The sequence below is a fragment of the Amycolatopsis sp. DSM 110486 genome, assembly GCF_019468465.1.
Classification (GTDB): Bacteria; Actinomycetota; Actinomycetes; order Mycobacteriales; family Pseudonocardiaceae; genus Amycolatopsis.
This window is the reverse complement of record NZ_CP080519.1, coordinates 2643805-2664726: the sequence shown is the minus strand read 5'-3', so window position 1 is coordinate 2664726 and position 20922 is coordinate 2643805. Positions and strand designations below refer to the sequence as shown.

General features: G+C 68.9%; 17 protein-coding genes. 10 read left to right on the top strand and 7 right to left on the bottom strand.

Going from position 1 to position 20922, the window contains the following annotated elements:
- The first annotated feature begins 19 nt into the window (after positions 1-19).
- The gene (locus K1T34_RS13020; RefSeq protein WP_255638481.1) at positions 20-727 is read left to right on the top strand and encodes a GntR family transcriptional regulator; all 708 of its coding nucleotides are present in this window, start codon (positions 20-22) and stop codon (positions 725-727) included.
- A gap of 612 nt (positions 728-1339) precedes the next feature.
- On the opposite strand, the gene K1T34_RS13015 is transcribed toward K1T34_RS13020, so the two are convergent.
- The 5 genes from K1T34_RS13015 to K1T34_RS12995 all read right to left on the bottom strand — a co-directional run bounded on the left by K1T34_RS13015 (position 1340) and on the right by K1T34_RS12995 (position 9027).
- Entirely contained in the window at positions 1340-2704 is a 1365-nt protein-coding gene (locus tag K1T34_RS13015) for a chitinase (RefSeq protein WP_220244524.1), read from the bottom strand.
- A 19-nt stretch (positions 2705-2723) separates the two neighbouring features.
- Positions 2724-4595, bottom strand: a complete 1872-nt coding sequence (locus tag K1T34_RS13010) for a ricin-type beta-trefoil lectin domain protein (protein WP_255638480.1) — start codon at positions 4593-4595, stop codon at positions 2724-2726.
- A gap of 2 nt (positions 4596-4597) precedes the next feature.
- A complete protein-coding gene (locus tag K1T34_RS54685; RefSeq protein WP_370643690.1) occupies positions 4598-5698 on the bottom strand; it encodes a ricin-type beta-trefoil lectin domain protein in 1101 nt (366 codons plus the stop codon).
- 467 nt (positions 5699-6165) lie between these two features.
- A complete protein-coding gene (locus K1T34_RS13000) occupies positions 6166-7410 on the bottom strand; it encodes a glycoside hydrolase family 16 protein (protein WP_220244523.1) in 1245 nt (414 codons plus the stop codon).
- Between the two features lie 366 nt (positions 7411-7776).
- Positions 7777-9027 carry an ROK family transcriptional regulator gene (locus tag K1T34_RS12995; protein ID WP_220244522.1) on the bottom strand — a complete coding sequence of 417 codons (1251 nt, stop codon included), beginning with the start codon at positions 9025-9027 and terminating at the stop codon, positions 7777-7779.
- 121 nt (positions 9028-9148) lie between these two features.
- Here K1T34_RS12995 and K1T34_RS12990 point away from each other — a divergent pair, with 121 nt between their 5' ends.
- From K1T34_RS12990 to K1T34_RS12955, 8 genes are all read left to right on the top strand, one after another.
- Positions 9149-10345, top strand: coding sequence for an ROK family transcriptional regulator (locus K1T34_RS12990; protein WP_220244521.1), 1197 nt, complete (start codon positions 9149-9151; stop codon positions 10343-10345).
- 200 nt (positions 10346-10545) lie between these two features.
- Positions 10546-12216 carry an ABC transporter substrate-binding protein gene (locus tag K1T34_RS12985; protein WP_255638479.1) on the top strand — a complete coding sequence of 557 codons (1671 nt, stop codon included), beginning with the start codon at positions 10546-10548 and terminating at the stop codon, positions 12214-12216.
- 108 nt (positions 12217-12324) lie between these two features.
- On the top strand, positions 12325-13341 hold the full coding sequence (locus K1T34_RS12980; RefSeq protein WP_370643818.1) for an ABC transporter ATP-binding protein: 1017 nt from the start codon (positions 12325-12327) through the stop codon (positions 13339-13341).
- Positions 13338-14318 carry an ABC transporter permease gene (locus K1T34_RS12975; protein WP_220244519.1) on the top strand — a complete coding sequence of 327 codons (981 nt, stop codon included), beginning with the start codon at positions 13338-13340 and terminating at the stop codon, positions 14316-14318. The genes K1T34_RS12980 and K1T34_RS12975 overlap by 4 nt, the downstream gene beginning before the upstream one ends.
- A gap of 3 nt (positions 14319-14321) precedes the next feature.
- Positions 14322-15320 (top strand): ABC transporter permease, encoded by a 999-nt coding sequence (locus tag K1T34_RS12970; RefSeq protein WP_220244518.1) that lies wholly within the window; start codon positions 14322-14324, stop codon positions 15318-15320.
- Positions 15317-16333 carry an ABC transporter ATP-binding protein gene (locus tag K1T34_RS12965; protein WP_255638477.1) on the top strand — a complete coding sequence of 339 codons (1017 nt, stop codon included), beginning with the start codon at positions 15317-15319 and terminating at the stop codon, positions 16331-16333. Before K1T34_RS12970 ends, K1T34_RS12965 begins: the two co-directional genes overlap by 4 nt.
- 13 nt (positions 16334-16346) lie before the next feature.
- A complete protein-coding gene (locus K1T34_RS12960) occupies positions 16347-17753 on the top strand; it encodes a GH1 family beta-glucosidase (RefSeq protein WP_220244517.1) in 1407 nt (468 codons plus the stop codon).
- Between the two features lie 158 nt (positions 17754-17911).
- Complete coding sequence (locus tag K1T34_RS12955) at positions 17912-18265, top strand: nuclear transport factor 2 family protein (RefSeq protein WP_220244516.1); 354 nt, start codon at positions 17912-17914, stop codon at positions 18263-18265.
- On the opposite strand, the gene K1T34_RS12950 is transcribed toward K1T34_RS12955, so the two are convergent.
- Positions 18256-19095 (bottom strand): TIGR03619 family F420-dependent LLM class oxidoreductase, encoded by an 840-nt coding sequence (locus K1T34_RS12950; RefSeq protein WP_220244515.1) that lies wholly within the window; start codon positions 19093-19095, stop codon positions 18256-18258. The genes K1T34_RS12955 and K1T34_RS12950 overlap by 10 nt on opposite strands.
- A 187-nt stretch (positions 19096-19282) precedes the next feature.
- On the opposite strand from K1T34_RS12950, the gene K1T34_RS12945 reads away from it, so the two are divergent.
- Positions 19283-19996 (top strand): DUF2306 domain-containing protein, encoded by a 714-nt coding sequence (locus tag K1T34_RS12945; protein WP_220244514.1) that lies wholly within the window; start codon positions 19283-19285, stop codon positions 19994-19996.
- Positions 19997-20149: 153 nt separating this feature from the next.
- Here K1T34_RS12945 and K1T34_RS12940 read toward each other — a convergent pair whose 3' ends face one another.
- Positions 20150-20881: a dienelactone hydrolase family protein gene (locus K1T34_RS12940; RefSeq protein ID WP_220244513.1), complete on the bottom strand. Its 732-nt coding sequence runs from the start codon at positions 20879-20881 to the stop codon at positions 20150-20152.
- Positions 20882-20922 lie beyond the last annotated feature (41 nt).

Below are 20922 nucleotides of genomic sequence, written 5' to 3'. Positions count from 1 at the left end.
TGCGGCTACGCTGGGCGACGTGGTCACCGACGAGAGCCCGCTGGGCCTGGAAGCCGACCGCGGCCTGCTGAGCCGCACGAGCACAGCGGAGCGGGTCGCCGCAGTGCTGCGCACGCGCATCGCCGAGGGCTTCTTCCTGCCCGGCAGCCGGCTGTCGGAGCAGGACATCGGCAACGCGCTGGGCGTCTCGCGCAACACGCTGCGCGAGTCGTTCCGCCTGCTCACGCACGAGCGGCTGCTCACCCACGAGCTCAACCGCGGCGTCTTCGTCCGCGTGCCGACGGTCGACGACGTGCGCGACATCTACCGCGTCCGCAAGCTCGTCGAGTGCGCCGCGGTCCGCGGGATCACCGAGCGGCCGACCTCCTACGACAAGATCACGGCCACGGTCGCCGAGGGTGACGAAGCGGCCGAAACCGGCCGTTGGCAGGACCTCGGCACGGCGAACATCCGGTTCCACAGTGAGCTCGTCGCGTTGACCGGGAGCGAGCGCGTGGTCGAGCTCATGCAGGGCCTCACGGCCGAGCTGCGGCTGGTGTTCCACGTGATGGCCGACCCTCGGCGGTTCCACGAGCGCTACCTGCCGCGCAACCGCGAACTGCTCGGGCCGCTCGGGGAAGGGGACGGCCGGCGCGCGGAAAAACTGCTCGCGGCTTACCTCTCCGACGCCGAAGCGCAGCTCGTCGAGGCGTACTCGGAGCGTTCGGCGGACGGCGCGAGTCTGTAGCTCACAGTGGTGGTCCAAACCGGACTGCGCGCGGTTTAGCGCCGGGGCGAGATCCGTGTCAGGGGCCCGAAAATCGCCATGACCCAACGGAAAAGTGTGTGCTGCGCCATGGAAAACGTTTGCCACGGGTTGCGCGTCCGCGACGCAGGAACGGCACTACTTCCGTCGGAAAAGGGATGAAGCACTTGCTTACATAGCGTGCTTTCGTGCGGATGGGCACCCGATTGTGGCCGTTCGGGTCGTCCGTAGTCTGGGTGGTGTCAAGATCGCGGACACCTGATTAACGTCTTCAGCAGGTCGCGTGAAGCGATGGCACCCCAGGCCCCGGAACCCCCAGACGGGGTGTGGGCGCCTTCGCGAAGACCGAATCGGGATGGTCGCCCCCAGTGCCCGATCCGGCGTGCGTGGCCAGGAGATGGTGGAGATGGTGGAGCAACGGCGAACCGTGGTCCCCGGGGGGAGATCACGGTCCGCCGTTGCGTACTGTGCCGATAGTTACCAATCCGACCACAGTCACGGCCGAATGGCTTCGTAGCAACGGTTACGTGGCGCGCGGGGGGTCGGCCTACTTTTGTCCGGATTAGTAACTGCGGGTCAGTCCACTTCGGATCCTCAGCCCGCGTACCGGGCGAACACCTTGGTGTAGTCCCACGGCTGCTGCGAGACCTTCGAGCAGCTGTCGTCCGGACCACCCGTGCACGGCCGGTCACGGTTGGCCGACCAGAACGTCAGCCGCGACAGGTGGTGCTGGTTCGCGTAACCCAGGATGGTGGTGAAGTCCGCCACAGTCACCGTTTCGTTCTGGTCGGTGATGCCGTTCATGGACGAGATGCCCATGTGCCGGTAGGCGTTGTCGTCGGTGTAGCCGAAGGCGTTCTTGACGACGTTCTTCAGCCCGTCGGCCGCACGCGTGGTGAGGGTGCCCATGTTCTGCCCGGCGCCGCCGAAGTCGAACGGCATGATGACCCAGCCGTCGGCCGCGAAGCCGGACTGCGCCGCGCGGTTGACCAGGCTCGAGTCCGGGCCGCTGGTGCCCGTGCCGAACGTGACGTAGATCTTGATGCCCGGATTGTTGGCGCGCACGGTCTTCAGCGCGTCGACGGTGCGCTGCTGCACCGTCGGGTTGCTGTAGGCGTCGGCCTCGATGTCGATGTCGATCGCCTTGAGGCCGTAGGCGTTGATCACCTTCTGGTACGCCGACGCGAGCTCACCCGCGCTGCCGCACGAGGACTCCAGCTTGTTGCCGCTGTAACCGCCGAACGACGGGATCACGTCGCCGCCCGCGCCGCGCACGGTGTTGATCGTGCCCTGGTCCACGCCGCCGGTGAGGGCACGCGCGCCGTCCCACTGCGGGTTGCAGTAGCCGTTGGACAGCACGAACGCCAGCGTGAACCACTTCACGCCCGTCGCGTTCATGATCGTGGTCGGATTCGGAGGCGCGCCCCAGCCGTTGTAGATGTACGGGGCCACGGCCATCGCGCCGGCGGAGGGCGGCGGGGTCGTGTCGCCGCCGCCAGATGGCGCGGTCCACTTCTGGTTGGCGGTGCCGGTGCACGTCCAGATCTGCAGCCGGGTGCCATCGGCGGAGCTGTTGCCGGTGGCGTCGAGACACTTGTCGGCCGCCGTGTTCACGATGTCGTGGGCGGCGCTGACCGTCCACTGCTGCGCGCCGGTGCCGTTGCAGTCGTACAGCTGCACCTTGGCGCCGTCGGTGGTGGCCGCCGAGGCCACGTCGAGGCATTTGCCGAGCGCCCGGATCGTGCCGTCGGAGCCGACGTTCCACTGCTGTGCCGTGGTTCCGTTGCAGCCGTAGAGCTGCACGGCGGAACCGTTGGCGCTGTTCGCGCCGGCGACGTCGACGCACTTGCCGCCGAGGCCGGTGATCTGCCCGGTCGCCGCCTGCGCGTCGGCCGGGATCAGGGTGACGGCGGAGGCGGCGAGCAGGCCGCCGATCGCCGCGAGGACTCTTCTTCTCATCGGGGACTCCTGGGGAGGGTTACGGTGCGGTCCACTTCTGGTTGGCCGCGCCGGTGCACGTCCAGATCTGCGTGCGCGTGCCGTTGGCCGAGGTGTTTCCGGTGGCGTCGAGGCACTTGTTGGCGGCGGTGTTCACGATGTCGCGGGACGAGTTGGCCGTCCATTGCTGTGCGCCGGTGCCGTTGCAGTCGTACAGCTGGACTTTCGAACCGTCCGTTGTGGACGCCGCGCTGACGTCGAGGCACTTGCCCAGCGCCCGGATCGTGCCGTCGGAGCCGATGGTCCACTGCTGTGCGCCCGTGCCGTTGCAGTCGTAGAGGTCGACGGCGGTGCCGTTGGCGCTGTTGGCGCCCGCGACGTCGAGGCACTTGCCGCCCAGCCCCGTGATCTGGCCGGTGCGGCCGGTCGGCGGCGTGGTGGTGCCCCCGCCCGCCTGCGTGCCGTTCCACGTGAACGTCGCCGAGGTGTGTCCCGGCAGCGTGTAGGTGAACGACTGCCCGCCCCAGTTCACGCGCACGCTCTGGTTGCCCGTGCCCGAGTTGTACGCGATGAGTGCCTTGGACCCGTCCGGGTTCTTCCATGCGACGTTGCGCACGGTGGCGTTGTCGTTCGAGTCGATCCGCACGGCGCCCGGCTTCACGAACTTGGTGAGGTGGCCCATCGTGTAGTACTCGACGGTGTAGTCGACCTGGCCGTTGCGCGAGTCTCCGTTGTGGACGGTGATGAGCCCGGTGCACGTGCCGCAGCCGCCGTTGTGCGGACCCATGTTCTGGTCCACGGCAAGGCTCCACTTGGTGACCGACCGGCTCCAGTTGCGGGTGTAGTCGATGATGTTGTTCATGTCCTCGGCCTGCTGGTTGGCGATCCAGGTGCCGCCGGAGTGCTCGGTCGAGTACGCGTTCACGTTCGGGTACTGATTGTGCACGGTCGTCTGCTGCGCGACGTTGCCGCCGTATCCGTGCCACGCCATGCCGCCGAAGTTCGGATCGTTGCGGATCGCGGCGTCGTCCATGGTCGGTGCCGCGTACGCCTGGTACTGGTCCCAGTTCCAGTCGAGCGCGAGGACCTTCGTGGGCAGCCCCGCGGTGTGCAGTGCCGGCAGCAGGTTGTTCTTCGTGAAGAAGGCCAGGCCGGAGCCGTTCCAGTTCGTGGACGGGTAGCCGTTGCAGCACGTCGGTTCATTCGACACGGAGAGGTAGTCGATCGGCACGCCGGCGCTGCGGTAGGCCTGGAGGTACTTGACGAAGTACTGGGCGTAGGCGTTGTAGTACTGGGACTCGACCCAGCCGAGGTTGTAGCTGTCGTTGTCCTTCATCCAGGGCGGCGCGCTCCACGGCGACACCATGATTTTCATCTGCGGGTTGAGCTGCTTGGCCTGCTGCGTCAGCGGCAGCACATCGGCCTGGTCGTGGGCGATCGAGAAGTGGGTGAGGTTCGGGTCGGTCTGTCCGGCGGGCACGTCGTCGAACGTGTAGCTGAACCGGGCGAGGTCCGACGCGCCGATCGGGTTGCGCAGGAAGCTCAGGCCGATCCCGTTGTTCGGGTCGAAGAGTTTCTGCATCACCGAGCTGCGGGTGCTCACCGACAGCGCGCCGGAGGAGTTCATCAGCCACGCCGCGGTGTCGGTGAACGACGCGCCGCCGCCTTCGAACTGCTGGTATGTGGTGTTCTCGTTGACGTTGATCGTCTGCTGACCGCTGCCCGTGCCGGCCGAGAACGAGACCGGCGCCTGCTGCTGCAGGCCACGGGTCACGTTCACGCCCCGGGAGTCGTCGGTCGTGGTGAGCCAGACGTTCACGGTTTCGTTGGCCGCTTGCGCGATCGGGACGGCCATTGTGGACAGTGTCAGGGCCGCCGCGCCGAGCAGTGGGAGCAGGTGGCGTTTGCGCATGCCTACGACACCGTCCACTTCTGGTTGGCGGTGGCGGCGCAGGTCCAGATCTGCAGGCGGGTGCCGTTGGCGGAGCTGTTGTCCGTGGCGTCGAGGCACTTGCCGGAGGCGGCGTTCACGAGGTTGCCGGTCGAGTTCCGGCTCCAGCGCTGGACCGCGCCGCCGGTGCAGTCCCAGATCTGGGCCTTGGTGCCGTTTGCGGTGCCGGCGGCGTCGAGGCACTTGCCGAGCGCGCGGATCGTGCCGTCGGAGCCGACGGTCCACTGCTGTGCGGTGGTGCCGTTGCAGTCATACAGCTGCACGGCGGTCCCATTGGCGCTGTTGGCCGCCGCGATGTCCACGCACTTGCCGCCGAGGCCGGTGATCTGGCCGGCGCCGCCCGTCGGCGGGTCGGTCTGGCCGCCGCCGACCCAGGTGCTCGCCGACGACTCGCCGACGCTCACCGCAGTGTTGTGGTTCTCGATCGGGTTCACGTGCGTGTTCGGGAACACGACGTAGGTGACCGGGCCCTCGGTGCCGCCGGTGCTCGGGTCGGGGTCGATGCCGAGGCTCACGGCCGTGGCGTAGGAGGCCTCGCCGATGATGCTCGTCGGGCCGGTGTCACCGACGACCGCGTAGGTGACTTTGTTGTTGTAGATGACGGCGACCACCGAGCCACCGTCGATCCCGTACTGGCGGTAGTCCCAAGTGGACGTTGGCTGCGGCAGCACGATGTAGGGCAGCTGCGCCGCGTTCAACGGCTGGTCGGTGGACGTGTGGAAGGCCGTGTCCGGGTAGAAGCAGCAGTCGGTGTTCTCGTTGCACTGCGTCGTCCGCTGGCCGTCGCAGTCGATGTCCATGTCGGCCTTGAAGAACACCGCACCACTGGACTGACAGACGGGCACGGTGGCCGCGCCGCCTTCGTCGTAGCTGTACTTGCCGTTGGAGATCTGCTGGCACGAGTTGGTCTTCGCGAGCAGCTGGGCCGCGGTGGGCGCGGCGGCGAGTGCAGCGGGAGCCGCCGGTGTCGCCGGTGCCGCCGGTGCCGCTGAGGCTGAGGTTGCGGACAGGAAGGAAAGCGTCAGCAGGAAACAGCCTGCCAACGCGACGAGGAATCGCCGCACGGTGGGGTTCTCCTTGGGGGGAAGGGAGATTTCGGTTGTCCACAGGCGAGGCGAGTTGTGGATAACTTGACCCTGTGTGACCGCTTGGCCACTTCTTGTCAGACCTCGCCGGTAGAATGGGATGGGGACGCCCCCCTTGGGAGGGCGGGGGCTGTCGTCGGGCGGTTTTGGGGAGGGGAGAAAAGCCCGGTGGGGACCAGGCCAGTGGGGAACGGGCGGACCGAGCGCGTTCGCGGAAGCCCCGGCGGTGCCTCGGGTGGAGGCGGGCCGGTGGGGATCCGGGGCTCCGGGTGACGCGATCCGGTCGGGATCACGTCACCCGGGCGAACGGGGGAGCCGGTGGGGACCCGAGTGGAACACCGCGCGAGGCTGCCGGAGGAGGGAGAGGAGGCGAGCAGCCCCGCGCGGCGGCTTTCAAAGCACCGGGAACTCGTTGTGGCGCAACGCGTATCGCCGGTGTCAGTGGATCAGGGTGCGGTCCACTTCTGGTTGGCCGTGCCCGTGCAGGTCCAGATCTGCAGGCGGGTGCCGTTGGCCGAGCTGTTGCCCGTGGCGTCGAGGCACTTGTTCGCGGCCGGGTTCACGATGTCGTGCGCCGCGGTGACCACCCACTGCTGGGCGCCGGAACCGTTGCAGTCGTAGAGCTGCACGGGAGTGCCGTCGTTCGTGCCGGCGGCGGTGACGTCCATGCACTTGCCCAGCGCCCGCAGGGTGCCGTCGCTGCCGACGGTCCAGTTCTGCGCGGCGTTGCCGTTGCAGTCGGTGATCTGGATCGGTGTGCTGTTGGCGCTGCTGGCGCCCGCGACGTCGACGCACTTGCCGCCGATGCCGGTGATCGTGCCGGTGCGCCCGCTCGGCGGCGTGGTGCCGCCGCCGGTGCTCGTGGTCACGTGCACGTAGTCGACGACCAGCTGCTGCGGGAACTGCGTGCTGCCGTTGGGGTCGCCCGGCCAGTAGCCGCCCACGGCGAGGTTCATGATGATGAAGAAGTTGTGGTCGTAGACCCAGCGGTTGCCGTTGAGGTCGGCCGGCGTGCGGGTCTGGTAGACGTTGCCGTCGACCGTCCAGACGATCTTGTTGGGTGACCAGTCCACGGCGTAGGTGTGGAAGTCGTCGGAGAAGTTGGGGCCGCTGTAGCCGGCGCCGATGCCGCCCGCGCCCGAGTAGCCGGGGCCGTGGATGGTGCCGTGCACGGTGTTGGGCTCGAAGCCGACGTTCTCCATCACGTCGATCTCGCCGTCGGTCGGCCAGTTGCCGCCGCCGAGCATCCAGAACGCGGGCCACATGCCCTGGCCGCGAGGGAGCTTCATGCGGGTCTCGAAGTGGCCGTAGGCCTGGCTGAACTTGCCGGAGGTGTTGAGGCGCGCGGACGTGTACTCGCAGCGGCCGTACCAGCAGTTGTAGTTGCCCGGGTTCTCGCGCTTGGCCGTGATCACGAGGTGGCCCTGGCCGTCGAGTGCGGCGTTGTTCGTGCCGGACGTGTAGTACTGGCGCTCGTGGTTGTTGACGTTGTCGCCGGTTTCATAGTTCCACTTCGAACCGTCGGCGGGGCTGCCTGCGGACCCGTTGAAGTCGTCGGTGAAGCTGGTCGCCGCCGCGGCTTCTGTGGGCGCGAAGACGGCGGGCGTCGCCTGCACTCCGACGGCCAGCAGTGAAGCGGCCGCGAAGAGCCCGGCCCAGCGGGAACGTCTCAGAGAACGTGAGATGGACATCATTGTCACCTCTTCTTGCGGAGGGGACCGCGCTTTCACGCGCAGCACGAAAACGCGGTGGGGCGGAGGAGGGCACGGCGGGGGACCGTGCGGTTCTCGGCCGAGCGCTTCGTGTCCACTCCGGAGGTGGACCGCAGGCGGGCGGCGGCAGGGGTCGGACTAATCGGACTACTTTGTTGTGCCTGGCAACAAAGTAAAAGCAGTATGCATGGTCCGTACCACTGCGGCAATGGCGGATGTGAGAATTTTTTCAACCCGAATTAAGGGCCGCCGGTTACCGCCCAGGTGATCGACGGAGGCGCGGACAGTGATCACCGGCCGGTCACCTGGGGTTCTCGGAAGTGTTCGCTGGGTGACAGCGGGGTCCTAGGCCGCGCCGGCGCCCGAGCGGATCACGGGGGCCGGCTTGACCAGAAGCCGTGGATCGGCGCCCTGTTCCAGCAGGTCGGCGACGGGCAGGGTGGCGGCGCCCGTCGCGACGGCGTCGAGACCGAGGTACCCGAGCTGGATCGTGGTCTCGCCGAACGGGTGGCTCAGCGCGTGGGCCGACGCGGTGGAGCGGATCAGCGGCAGCAGGCGCTCGCCGAGGGCGAGGCCGGCCCAGCCGCCGACGACGATGCGCTCGGGGTTGAACAGGTTGATCAGGTTCGCGATGCCGGCGCCGAGGTAGCCGGCCGTCTCCTCGAGCACCTTCTGGGCCGACTTCGAGCGGTCGGCCGACGCGAGGAGAGCGGCGAACTGGTCCTGCTCGGTCTCGCCGGGCACGGGCTTGCCGCGGGCGCGGCGGTAACGCGCGAGCACGGCCTCGGCGCCGATGTAGGCCTCGAGGCAGCCGTGCGAACCGCAGCGGCAGGCCTGCCCGCCGTAGACGATGGTGGTGTGGCCCCACTCGCCGGCGCTGCTGGTGGAGCCGCGGTAGGTGGCGCCGTCGGCGATCACGGCCGCGCCGACGCCCGAGCCGATGAGCACGATCACCGCGTGGCGCGCGCCGCGCCCGGCGCCGAACCACATCTCGGCCTGGCCCTGGGTTTTGGCGCCGTTGTCGACGAACACGGGCAGCTCGATGCCGGCCGCGCGCAGGTCGTCGGCCAGCGCGACGGAATCCCAGCCGACGGTGGGCGCGTGCACCAGCACGCGTTCGCCCTGCTCGACCGTGCCGGGCACACCGACGCCCACGCCGATCACGGCCGACTCCTCGGCCCCGGCGGACGCGATCACCTCGCGCAACCCGGAGACGACGGCCGCGACGACCGTGGCCGGTTCGGTACGCGCCGGTGACAGCTCGTGTTCGACCGTGGCCAGCCGCTGCATCGCGAGGTCGAACAGCTCCACGCGCACGCCCGTCTCACCGATGTCGACGCCCGCGACGTAGCCGTACGCCGGGTCCACGCGCAGCAGCACGCGCGGCCGTCCGCCGTCGGATTCGACCAGGCCGGCCTCGGTGATGAGCCGCTCTTCGCCGAGCTCGGCGGTCACGTTGCTGACCGTTGCCGCCGAAAGGCCGGTGAGCTGGCTCAGTTCGTGCCGCGACAGCGGGCCGTCGAAGTACAGTTTCGACAGCAGCAGGGAACGGTTGTGCCGCCGCAGATCTCGGACGGTCGTGCGCTTGGTCGCCATGTGACACCCATCTGGCCTCGAACTCTCCCGGCACCAGGATGCCTGATCACCGTAAGTTGTGGCCATGTATTAACTAGTGAACTAAGTCCCGAACATATGGACGTCTGGCAGAATCCCCCAGGTGACGAGGGTGCTCCGGCAGACAACCCGTGATCTGAGGCGGCACAACCGCGCGGCGCTCCTGTCGTCGCTCTACCTGAGGGGGCCGGTCAGCCGGCTCGAACTCGTCGCCGAGTCCGGGCTCAGTCCCGCGACCGTGACGAACGTGGTCGCGGAGCTCATCGGCGACGGTGTGGTGGCCGAGGCCGGTTCCGTCGAGTCCGATGGTGGCAGGCCACGCACGCTGCCGCGCGTCCGGCCCGAGTACGGGCAGGTCGTGGGCGTCGACGTCGGCGAGACCCACGTGCGCGCCGGGCTCTTCGACTGCGCGCTGGGGACTCTCGCGACCGTGCAGCACCCGCTCGCGGGCAGCAACCCCGACCCGGCGGAAGTGGTGGAGCTCGCGCGGGCCGGCGTCGCCGAGGTGCTTTCGGCCGGTGCGTCTCGTGTGCTCGGCGTGGGCGTCGGCGTGCCCGGCGCGGTGCGTGACGGCGGCATCGTGCACGCCCCCACGCTCGGCTGGGCCGGCGTCGCCTTCGCCGACCTGCTGCGCGCTCACGCACAGTTCGCCGACGCGCCGCTGCACCTCGACAACCGCGCCCGCACGCTCGGCCAGGCCGAAATGTGGCTCGGCGCGGGCCGCGGTGCCGACCGCGCCGTGATCGCGCTGCTCGGCGTGGGCGTCGGTGCCGCTTTCGTCACCGACGGTGGGTCTTTTCCCGGCATCACGACCAGTGAGTGGGGCCACACCGTGGTGCAGGCCGCGGGCGCCGCCTGCCGCTGCGGCTCGCGCGGGTGCCTGGAGGCGTACGTCGGTACCGAGGCCGTGGTCCGCCACTACGCCGAGACCCCGGGCGCCCAGCCGCTGCCCGGCGCGGACAGCGAGAGCCGGCTCGCCCGGCTCGTCGCGCTGGCCGAAAGGTCTGGTCCAGCTGCCGAAACACTCGCCGCGACGGGTGAATACCTGGGCATCGGTATCGCCAATCTGATCAACCTCCTGGCGCCCGACCGGGTTGTGCTGGCAGGCTCGGCGGGAGCGATCATGGGCCCGGCGATCCTGCCGCACGTCCGCGACGCCGCCGCCCGGCACGCGCTCGGGTACCTCGCCGAGGCGACCGTGGTCGAGCTCGGGGAGCTGGGCCCGGAGGCCGTCGCGCTGGGTGCGGCGACGTTGCCGATCGCGGCGCTGCTGGCGTCGGGCGGGCGTTCAGCCGGCTGAATCTCCTTGCCCCGCAAGGAGATCGACAGGCGGACACCGAGCGTGAGCCTTTCTTTCAGTACTTAAACTTAGGCACAAAATGTTACCGCCGTGTTATTGACGTGACCCGAGTCACCCGGGTTGACTCCCTCCTGTCGCGCGGCCGGACCGAGCTCTCCGAGCGCGGGCGGAATCCGCAGCACCAGGACCTAGGAGGACGAATGCGAGTGAAGCGCTCCGTCGTCGCAGCGCTCGTCGCCGTGGTGGCAGCCGCGGTGCTCGCCGCTTGTGGCGGCGGCTCGAGCAGTGCGGGTGGCGGCGGCAACGCCGCGGCCGTGCTGAACGTCGGCATGCCGAACGGCCCGCAGGCCGAAAACAACAACCCGTTCCTGGAGACCTCGGCGGCTGCGTCGCTCGGGTACCGCTACGTGATCTACGAGCCCCTCGTGATGCTCAACCGCGTGAAGCCGCAGGAAGCCGGCAAGCCGTGGCTGGCCACGAAGTGGGACTGGTCGGACAACTACAAGAAGCTGGTCCTGACCATCCGCGACGGAGTCAGGTTCTCCGACGGCACGCCGATGACCGGCGACGACGTGGCCTACACGTTCCAGCTGCTGCGCGACAACAAGGCGCTGAACATCGACTCGGTGCCCTATAAGGACATCACCGCGAGCGGAAACCAGGTCACCCTGGGCTTCGACACCTCGCAGTTCGTGAACCAGGTCAAGATCCTGCAGACGATCGTGGTGCCCAAGCACATCTGGTCACAGATCAAGGACCCGTCCACCGACACCGTGAAGAACCCGGTGGGCACCGGCCCGTTCACGCTGAAGTCGTTCACCCCGCAGACGATCACCGTGAGCCAGCGCACCGGCTATTGGCAGCAGGCGCCGGCGGTCAAGGAGATCCGTTACACCTCCTACAACGACAACAACGCGCAGGTCGCCGCTCTCACCAGCGGTGCGGCCGAGTGGAGCTTCGTCTTCATCCCGAACTACAAGACCGTCTACGTCAACAAGGACCCGCAGCACTACAAGCTGTGGTTCCCGGCCCAGCTCGCGGTGCACGGCCTGTGGTTCAACACCGAGAAGGCGCCGTGGAACAACGCGAAGCTGCGCCAGGCGATCAACAAGGTCATCAACCGCGACGACATCTTCAACCAGGGCGAGGCCGGCTACTTCTACCCGAAGAACGACCAGGTCACCGGCATCCCGACGCCGGCGGGCGACTCGTTCATCGCGTCGCAGTACAAGGGCCAGACCGTGAAGGTCGACGTGCCGGGCGCCAAGTCGCTGCTCACCGGCGCGGGCTTCTCCTACAACGGCAACCAGCTCGTGGACCCGAGCGGCAAGCCGGTGACCCTCAAGCTCACGGTGCCCTCGGGCTGGTCGGACTACATCACCGACCTCGAGATCATCAAGGACAACCTGTCGCAGATCGGCATCACCGCCACGGTCGAGAAGATGAACCAGGACGCGTGGACGAAGTCCGTCGACACGGGTGACTTCGAGGGTCTGCTGCACTGGACCAACGACGGTGCCACGCCGTATGACCTGTACCGCGACGTGATGGACGGCAACCGCTACAAGCCGACCGGCCAGGGCGGCATCAACGGCAACTACGGCCGCTTCAAGAACGACCAGGCGACCCAGGCACTCGAGACCTACGCCAACGCCGCCGACGACGCGAGCCGCGCCACCGCGATGAACACGTTGCAGCAGATCATGATCGACCAGCAGCCGATGGTTCCGCTCATGGCGGCCAACTCCGGCGGCGAGTACAGCACGAAGAACTGGACGGGCTGGCCCGACGAAGCCAACCCGTACGGCCCCGCGCAGCCGACCCTGCGCAACGCGCTGGACATCGTCATGCACCTGAAGCCCGCGGCCTGATCTATGGCCGAGGACAACGCAGTGGCCACCCGGGAAGCCACCTCCGCCTCGCTCGAGGCGGGGGTGGCCTCCCCGGCCGGCGAGATCGAAACCGGGGCCTCGGACACGATCGTGCTCGAGGCCTCCGGGCTGACCAAGCACTTCCCCGTGCGCAAGCGCGGGCGCGAGGTGCTCACGAAGGGGCGCCGCAGCGTCCAGGCCGTCGACGACGTCGACGTGGTGCTGCGACGCGGCCGCGTGACCGCGCTGGTGGGCGAGTCCGGCTCGGGCAAGTCGACCGTGGCGCGGCTGCTCGCCCAGCTCTACCCGCGCACGAGCGGCGACATCCGGCTGCACGGCAAGTCCACGACCGTGAAGGGCGGCAGGGCTTTCCGGGCTTACTGCCGCAAGGTCCAGATGATCTTCCAGGACCCGTTCGCGTCGCTGAACCCCGTGCACACCGTGCGCTACCACCTCACGCGGGCGTTGAAAATCCACGACCGTGCGGGCGCCGACCTGGAGCAGGCGCTGTTCGAGCTGCTCACGCGGGTGCAGCTGACCCCGCCGGAGCGCTACGTCGACAAGTTCCCCCACGAGCTTTCCGGCGGCCAGCGCCAGCGCGTCGCGATCGCGCGGGCGCTCGGCGCCGACCCCGAGGCACTGCTGGCCGACGAGCCGGTGTCCATGTTGGACGTCTCCATCCGCCTCGGCGTGCTGAACCTGTTGCGGGACCTGAAGGAACGCCTGCATCTCGCGATCCTCTACATCACGCACGACATCGCGTCGGCGCGCTACTTCGCCGACGAGACGCTGGTGATGTACGCCGGGCGCATGGTCGAGGGCGGCGACTCCGAGACCGTGACGCAGCAGCCTGCCCACCCGTACACGCGGCTGCTGATCGAATCCGCACCCGACCCCGACCGGCTCGACCCGGGCACGGAAGCCGCACCGGGTGAAGCGCCGAAGGAGAAGGGTTCCGGCGAGCCGCCGAGCCTGATCGCGCCGCCGTCGGGCTGCCGGTTCCACCCGCGGTGTCCCGTGGCGATGGAACGCTGCAAAACCGACCTCCCGCCGCGGTTCGAGGTGGACGACGCCCCCGGCCACTGGGCCGCGTGCTGGCTGTACGACTCGGCGGTGCGCCCGTGAGGTACCTGCTCCAACGGCTCGGCTTCTACCTGTTCACCGCGTGGGCCGCCGTCACGATCAACTTCTTCATCCCGCGGCTGATCCCGGGTGACCCGGTGCAGTCGCTCATCACGAAGAACCAGGGCACGCTCAGCGCGGACGCGATCCAGTCGCTGTACGTCCTGTTCGGACTCGACAAGAACGAAAGCCTGATCACCCAGTACTTCCACTACTGGGCACAGCTCTTCCGCGGCGACCTCGGGCTGTCGTTCACCTTCTTCCCCTCGCCCGTGTCCGAGGTGATCGGCGACAGTCTGCCGTGGACGATCATCCTCGTCGGGTTCACCACGGTGGTGGGCTTCCTGATCGGCACCGGCCTCGGCGTCGTCGCCGGCTGGCGGCGCGGGTCCTGGGTGGACGGTCTGCTGCCCGTCACCACGTTCCTGTCGTCCATCCCGTACTTCTGGCTCGGTCTGATCGCGATCACGCTGCTGGCCGGCCCGGGCAGCTTCTTCCCGGCGTCCGGCGGCTACGACCCGGGCCTGGTGCCCGGGTGGGGCGGCGACTTCATCGGCAGCGCGATCCAGCACAGCCTGCTGCCGGCGATCACGATCCTCATCAGCTCCATGGGCAGCTGGATCCTCGGCATGCGCAACATGATGGTCACCGTCGCGTCGGAGGACTACATCACCGTCGCGCACGCCAAGGGCCTCAAGGAACGCCGCGTGATGGTGAGCTACGCCGCCCGCAACGCGCTGCTGCCGAGCGTGTCGGGTTTCGCGCTGGCGCTGGGTTTCATCGTGGGCGGCACGCTGCTGGTGGAGATCGTGTTCTCCTACCCCGGCGTCGGCTACGAGCTGTTCCAGGCCGTCGGTTCGCAGGACTACCCGTTGATGCAGGGCATCTTCCTCATCATCACGCTCTCGGTGCTGGTGGCGAATCTCCTCGCCGACGTCGCCTACCTCGTGCTCGACCCGCGCACCCGGAAGGAGGGCTGAGCCGTGGCACTTCCCGTAGCCGACCTCAAGGCCGCCGCGCCCGAGCCGCTCCCGGCCGACGCGATCGCCGGGCCCGCGGCCAAACGCCGTCGCTTCCGGTTCCTGACCGGCGGCAAGACGATCACCGGGCTCGTGGTGCTGGCCTTCTTCGTGGTCATCGCGATCATCGGGCCGTGGATCGCGCCGTTCGACCCGTCCGCGCGCAGCAACGACCTGCTCGAATCTCCTTCGGGCAAACACTGGTTCGGCACCACGCACCTCGGTCAGGACATCTTCAGCCAGGTCATCGTGGGCACGCGCAGCGTGATGCTCGTGGGGCTCACGGCCGGCATCGTGGCGACGATCCTCGCCGTGATCGTCGGTGTCACGTCCGGGTATCTCGGCGGGACGCCGGGTGAAGGCCTGTCGGCATTGTCCAATGTGTTCCTCGTGATCCCGGCGCTGCCGCTGATCATCATCATCGGCACGGCGCTGCCCAGCGGCGGCGACTACCTGGTGGCCGTGATCATCGGCCTCACCTCGTGGGCTTGGGGCGCGCGGATCCTGCGAGCGCAGACGCTTTCCTTGCGCCGTCGCGAATACGTCGAGGCTTCCCGCGCGAGCGGCGAGTCAACGTGGCGGATCATCTTCTTCGAGATCCTGCCGAACCTCACCGCGGTGATCGCGTCGAGCTTCGTGGGCACGGTGGTGTTCGCGGTGATGTCCGAGATCACGCTGGCGTTCGTCGGCGTCTCGAGCTTCTCGGAGTGGAACTGGGGCACGATCCTGTTCTGGGCACAGAGCCAGCAAGCGCTGGCGCAGGGCGCGTGGTGGTGGTTCGTGCCGGCGGGGCTCGCGATCGCGATCCTCGGCACCGCATTGTCGCTGCTGAACTTCGGCATCGACGAGTTCGTGAGCCCGCGGCTTCGGTCGAGCGGCAAGACCAAGGCGAAGAACGCCGAGGGCAAGACGGTGCGCCTGCGTGTCGGCTTCACGCCTGTGCTCGGCCGGGAGAAACAATGATCGAACCCGTACTCGAGATCAAGGGCCTGGACGTCGACTACGGCCTCGGCGCCGACGCCGTGCACGCGGTGCAGGACGTGCACCTGACGCTGCACCGCGGCGAGGTGCTCGGTCTGGCCGGCGAAAGCGGCAGCGGAAAATCCACTTTGGCCTACGGCCTGACCCGGCTGCTCCCGCCGCCGGGGGTGATCCGCGGCGGCAGCGTGGTCTACCACCCCGGTGACGGCGAGCCGTACGACGTGCTGAAGCTGACTCCCAAGCAGTTGCGCGACTTCCGCTGGGCCGAAACGTCCATTGTGTTCCAGGGCGCGATGAACTCGCTCAACCCGGTGCACAAGGTGTCGGTGCAGCTGATGGACGTGATCAAGGCCCACGATCCGCGCAGCACCAAGGCGGCCCGGCTCGCCCGGGCCCGTGAGCTGCTGCGCCTGGTGGGCATCGCGGCCGACCGGCTCGACGCGTACCCGCACCAGCTTTCCGGCGGCATGCGCCAGCGCGTGATGATCGCGATGGCGCTGGCGCTGGAGCCGCGTGTGGTGATCATGGACGAGCCCACCACGGCGCTCGACGTGGTGATGCAGCGCCAGATCCTGGCGCAACTCGTGGAACTGCGTGAGCGGCTGGGCTTCTCGGTCCTGTTCATCACCCACGACCTGTCGCTGCTGGTGGAGTTCTCCGACCGCATCGCGATCATGTACGGCGGCCGGATCGTGGAGCAGGCCCGCGGAGTGGACCTGTACCGCGATTCGCTGCACCCGTACAGCGACGGTCTGCTGCACTCGTTCCCCGCGCTGCGCGGGCCGCGTCGTGAGCTCACCGGCATCCCCGGTTCGCCGCCCGACCCGCGGTCGCTGCCGGTCGGGTGCGCGTTCTCACCGCGGTGCCCGCACGCGTTCGACCGCTGCACCACCGAGGTGCCAGTGCTCGGCGTGCCTGCCGATCGTGACGATTCCGCGCGCACCGTGGCGTGCTGGCTGCACCCGGCCGACCCCGTCGCCGCCGTCAAGTCGTAGATAAGGAGACCCCTTGACCGAGACCACCGACGCTGCGACCCGCGAGCAGCAGGCGCTGATCGACTCGCTGCCGCCGGACTTCCGGTGGGGCGTGGCGACGGCCGCGTACCAGATCGAGGGCGCGGTGGCCGAAGACGGGCGCACACCGTCCATCTGGGACACCTTTTGCCAGGTCCCGTGGGCGATCGACAACAACGACAACGGCGACGTCGCGTGCGACCACTACCACCGCATGCCGGAGGACGTGGGGCTCGTCAAGGAGCTCGGCGCCGACACCTACCGCTTCTCCGTCGCGTGGCCGCGCGTGCAGCCGCACGGCAAGGGCCCGGTCAACGAGGCCGGTCTCGGGTTCTACGACCGGCTCGTGGACGAGCTGCTGGCCAAGGACCTCGCGCCGTGGCTCACGCTGTACCACTGGGACCTGCCGCAGGAGCTCGAAGACGCGGGCGGCTGGCCGGCGCGCGATACCGCGTACCGCTTCGCCGACTACTCGATGCTGGTGTTCGACCGGCTTTCCGACCGCGTGCGCCACTGGACGACGCTCAACGAGCCGTGGTGCTCCGCGATGCACGGCTACGTGCACGGCGTGATGGCCCCGGGCCGGCGCGACTTCGCGGCCGGCATGAAGGCCATCCACCACCTGCTGCTCGGGCACGGCCTGGCCACGCAGCGCATGCGCGAGGCCGCACCCGAGGGTACGCAGTTCGGCATCACGCTCAACATGGGCACGTCCGACGCCGCGTCCGGCAGCGAGCTCGACCGCGAGGCCGCGCGCAACGCCGACGGCATGGGCGTGCGGGTCTACCTCGATCCCTTGGTGCGCGGTGAGTACCCGGCGGATGTTGTTGCGGACCTGGCGGTTCGCGGTTCTTCACTGCCCATTGAGGACGGTGACCTCGCGGTCATCTCGACCCCGCTGGACTTCCTGGGCGTGAACTACTACTTCGGCCAGCAGTACTCCGGCATCGACGAGCAGGGCCGCACCGTCGGCGAGGACGGCTTCCCGGTGCAGCGCGCGGTGCCGTTCGGCGAGCCGACCACGGCCATGGGCTGGGAGATCCTGCCGGGCAAGTTCACCGAGCTGCTCACCCGCCTCGGCCGCGACTACCCCGGTTTGCCCCTGTACATCACCGAAAACGGCTCCGCGTTCGACGACGCGCCCGACGCCGACGGTTTCGTCCGCGACGAGGGCCGCACGGCCTACCTGGCTTCGCACCTGGCCGCGGTGGCTGCCGCACGTTTGGAAGGCGCGGACATCCGGGGCTACTTCGCGTGGTCTCTGCTGGACAACTTCGAGTGGGCGTACGGCTATGCCAAGCGCTTCGGCCTCGTGCGCGTCGACTACGAAACGCAGGTGCGCACGATCAAGCAGAGCGGCCTGTTCTACCGCGACACGGTGCGGCGGGTCCGCGGTTCCTGACTCACCCCGGGGGTGAAGAGAAGGGCACCTCGATTCTCGTCGAGGTGCCCTTCGCCGCGGTTGGGGGCTGAACGACTTCGGCTCTGCGCGAACTTCCCTTCGCGCGGCAGGTTTCCAAGCCACGATGGCGTTCTCCCGCCCGATGAAGGAGCCGCCCCGTGGACCCGACCTTGCTCGACGCCGAACACCGCCTCCAGGCCGCGCAGCTGGCCGGTGATGTCGGTGCGCTCGACGAACTCCTGGACGACCGCCTGATCTTCACGTTCGGCTCGGTCGCTTCGAAGGCCGACGACCTGGCTGGTCACCGCAGCGGCAGCGAGGTCCTGACCGAGCTCGTGGAGGAAGACCTGCGGGTGTTCTCGGAAGGGACGACCGGCGTCACGTGGTTTCTCGGCCGTCTGTCGGGTTCGCTCGGCGGTGAGCCGTTCACCGCGCGGATGCGCTACACCCGCACGTGGCTGCGCACGTCGGACGGCTGGCGGGTGATCGCCGCCCACGCCAGTTACGCGTGAAGGGCGAACCGTTCGGCGAACGCGGACAGCTCGTCGAGCCGTTCCTGCGGATCGGCGCTCCCGGCCGAGACGACCACGCGGGTCACGCCTTCGGCGGCCAGCGCGTCGATGCCCTCTGACGTGAGCTCGGTCGAGCCCCAGCGCGTGTAGTCCGGTGTGCGGCGGCCTGCCTTCTCTGCGGTCGCACGGACCAGGTCGAACAAGGCGACGCGGTCGTCAGGGGTGAGCGAGCCGCCCGGGAACCAGCCGTCACCGCGCAACCCGGCCCGGCGCGCGGCGGCGTGGCTGGACCCGCCCACGCGAATCGGGATGGTGCCGACCGGTTTGGGGTAGCTGCAGAGGTCGTCGAACTCGACGAATTCGCCGTGATGGCCCACGCCTTCGGGGCCGCCCGTCCACAGTAGACGGAGAACGTCGAGCGCCTCGTCCGCACGACGGCCTCGCGTCCGGTAGTCCACCCCGGCCGCCGAAGCCTCGTGTGGCAGCGCGCCAACGCCGACTGTCACCAGCCGCAGTCGGCCGCCGGACAGGACATCGAGCGTGGCCAGGCGTTTGGCCAGCGCGACCGGCTGGTGGTACGGCAGCAGCAGCACCCCGGTCCCGAGCAGCAGCCGGTCGGTGACCGCGGCGACGTGCGCGAGGCATTCGAGCGGGTCGGCGTAGGGCAGCGTCGGCGGGATCTCCCACCCGCCGAGCTTGACGCCCGGGCGCGAGGCCAGGTGTTCCGGCAGGAGGAGGCCCTCGAAGCCGCACGTCTCCGCGTGGCGCGCGAAGGCCACGAGGCCCCCGAGCCCGTGGAACGCCGGGTTGTAGCTGACCGCGAACTGCATCGTGCCTCCGCTCGAGTGGATGGCGGAGACGCTAAACGTTGCCCTGCGCGTCAAGGCAAGTCCGAAGATCACCCGGCCGAGGGTAAGGCTGTCCCCACCCCGCCGACGCCAGCGCGCACCATGGTTGAGCCACCCCCGCCGGACCTACGTTCGTAGAGCATCAGGTGACGATCGAGGGAGAGTGGCCATGACGGCGGGGACGGATCTGCGACCACCGCGGGTGCCGGCGCAGCAGCCGCGCACGACGAAGAAGCGCCGCCCGTGGATCGGGGTTCTGGGGCTGGTCGTGGTGGCCTTCCTGGCGTACTCGCTGCCGCCCTACCTCGCGCTCGACCCGGCGCAGTCGCGCGTCCCGGCCCCGGCCGGGTTCGGCGCGCACTACTGGTTCCTCGTGGGCCACGTGGTGTTCGGCTCGATCGCGATGATCTGCGCGGTCGTCCAGATCTGGCCGTGGATCCGCCGCCGCTTCCCGGTGGTGCACCGCTACGCCGGCCGCGCCTACGTCTTCGGCGGCGTGCTGCCCTCGGGCGTGATGGCCCTGACGATCGGCGCGGCCAGCCCCTTCGGCCCCGCCACGCGAGCCAGTGACGTCATGCTCGCGGTCATCTGGATCGGCTGCACCTGGGCCGGCTACCGCGCCGCCCGCGACCGTCGCTTCGGTGACCACCGCCGCTGGATGATCCGCAGCTTCGCGCTGACCATGTCGATCATCCTCAACCGGCTCATCTCGCCGATCGCGATCATCATCCTGGAACCCCAGATGGCCACCACGTTCGGCGGCAGCGAGGTCGCGTTCATGCAGTCCGTCGCGGCCATCGCCGCGTGGGTGAGCTGGACGGTCGCGCTGGTCGGCGCCCAGCTGTGGCTGGAGCGCAAGCCGAAGAAGGCCGTCGCCGCCTAGCCTCGGCCCATGCGACTCGGCCTGCTCTACCCGACCAGGAACGCCGGTGAGGACGACGCGCACCCGGCTGGCGCAGGCCGCGCTCCTGCCGGTGACCGTCCGGCTCGTCGGAACGCAGCCCACCGCCAAGGACGCCGGTCCGCTTTTCCGCCCCTAGCGCGGCAAATTCTCCGCGTACAGCCCGGCCAGCGCGGTCCAGTGACGTTCCGCCGCGGCACTGTCGTACGTGTCGTTGTCCGGCACCGCGAACCCGTGCTTGGCGGGATACGTCTCCAGAGTGTGCCGAACACCCTCGCCGACGAACGCCCCACGCAGCCGCTCGAACTGCTCAGGAGGGAACGCACTGTCGTCCTGCGCCGCCGCGACCAGCACGGACGCGCGGATCCGGTCGGCCAGCAGGTGGGGGCTGTCGGGATCGTCGGCGGCGAGGTTGCCGCCGTGGAACGAAGCGGCGGCCGCGACGCGCGACGGAAAACGCGCGGCGGCCCACAGCGAAAACCGCCCTCCCATGCAGTACCCGGTCGTCCCCACCAGCGAGCCTGCGACTTCGCTGCGCCCGGACAGGAAGTCGAGGTACGCGCCCGTGTCGCGCACCGCCATCTCCGCCGTCACGCTCCGCGCGAGTTGCGTCAGCCGCTCGCGTTCCGAGGGCACGCTGAACACCGTGGTGACGTCGAATGGCGCGTATGGCGTGCGGTAGTAGCCGTCCGGCAGGAGGACGGCGTAGCCGAGCGCGCAGAGCCGGTCCGCCATCTCGGCGAACGTCTCGCGAACCCCGGCCGCGTCGGCGTACAGGATCACCGCGGGGCCGGCGCTCAGCGGCGTGTGCAGTGTGGCCGTGCAGAGGCCGTCCGGAGTGGTGATGGTGACCGCGATCCTCGACATGTCGCCAAAACTACCGGCCGCCCCGGAACAGGAGCACGGAT

Coding starts and splice junctions, on each gene's coding strand:
- K1T34_RS13015 (WP_220244524.1), bottom strand. CDS start 2,704: ATGAGAAGAAGAGTCCTCGCGGCGATCGGCGGCCTGCTCGCCGCCTCC.
- K1T34_RS13010 (WP_255638480.1), bottom strand. CDS start 4,595: ATGCGCAAACGCCACCTGCTCCCACTGCTCGGCGCGGCGGCCCTGACA.
- K1T34_RS13000 (WP_220244523.1), bottom strand. CDS start 7,410: ATGTCCATCTCACGTTCTCTGAGACGTTCCCGCTGGGCCGGGCTCTTC.
- K1T34_RS12995 (WP_220244522.1), bottom strand. CDS start 9,027: ATGGCGACCAAGCGCACGACCGTCCGAGATCTGCGGCGGCACAACCGT.
- K1T34_RS12985 (WP_255638479.1), top strand. CDS start 10,546: ATGCGAGTGAAGCGCTCCGTCGTCGCAGCGCTCGTCGCCGTGGTGGCA.
- K1T34_RS12965 (WP_255638477.1), top strand. CDS start 15,317: ATGATCGAACCCGTACTCGAGATCAAGGGCCTGGACGTCGACTACGGC.
- K1T34_RS12950 (WP_220244515.1), bottom strand. CDS start 19,095: ATGCAGTTCGCGGTCAGCTACAACCCGGCGTTCCACGGGCTCGGGGGC.
- K1T34_RS12945 (WP_220244514.1), top strand. CDS start 19,283: ATGACGGCGGGGACGGATCTGCGACCACCGCGGGTGCCGGCGCAGCAG.
- K1T34_RS12940 (WP_220244513.1), bottom strand. CDS start 20,881: ATGTCGAGGATCGCGGTCACCATCACCACTCCGGACGGCCTCTGCACG.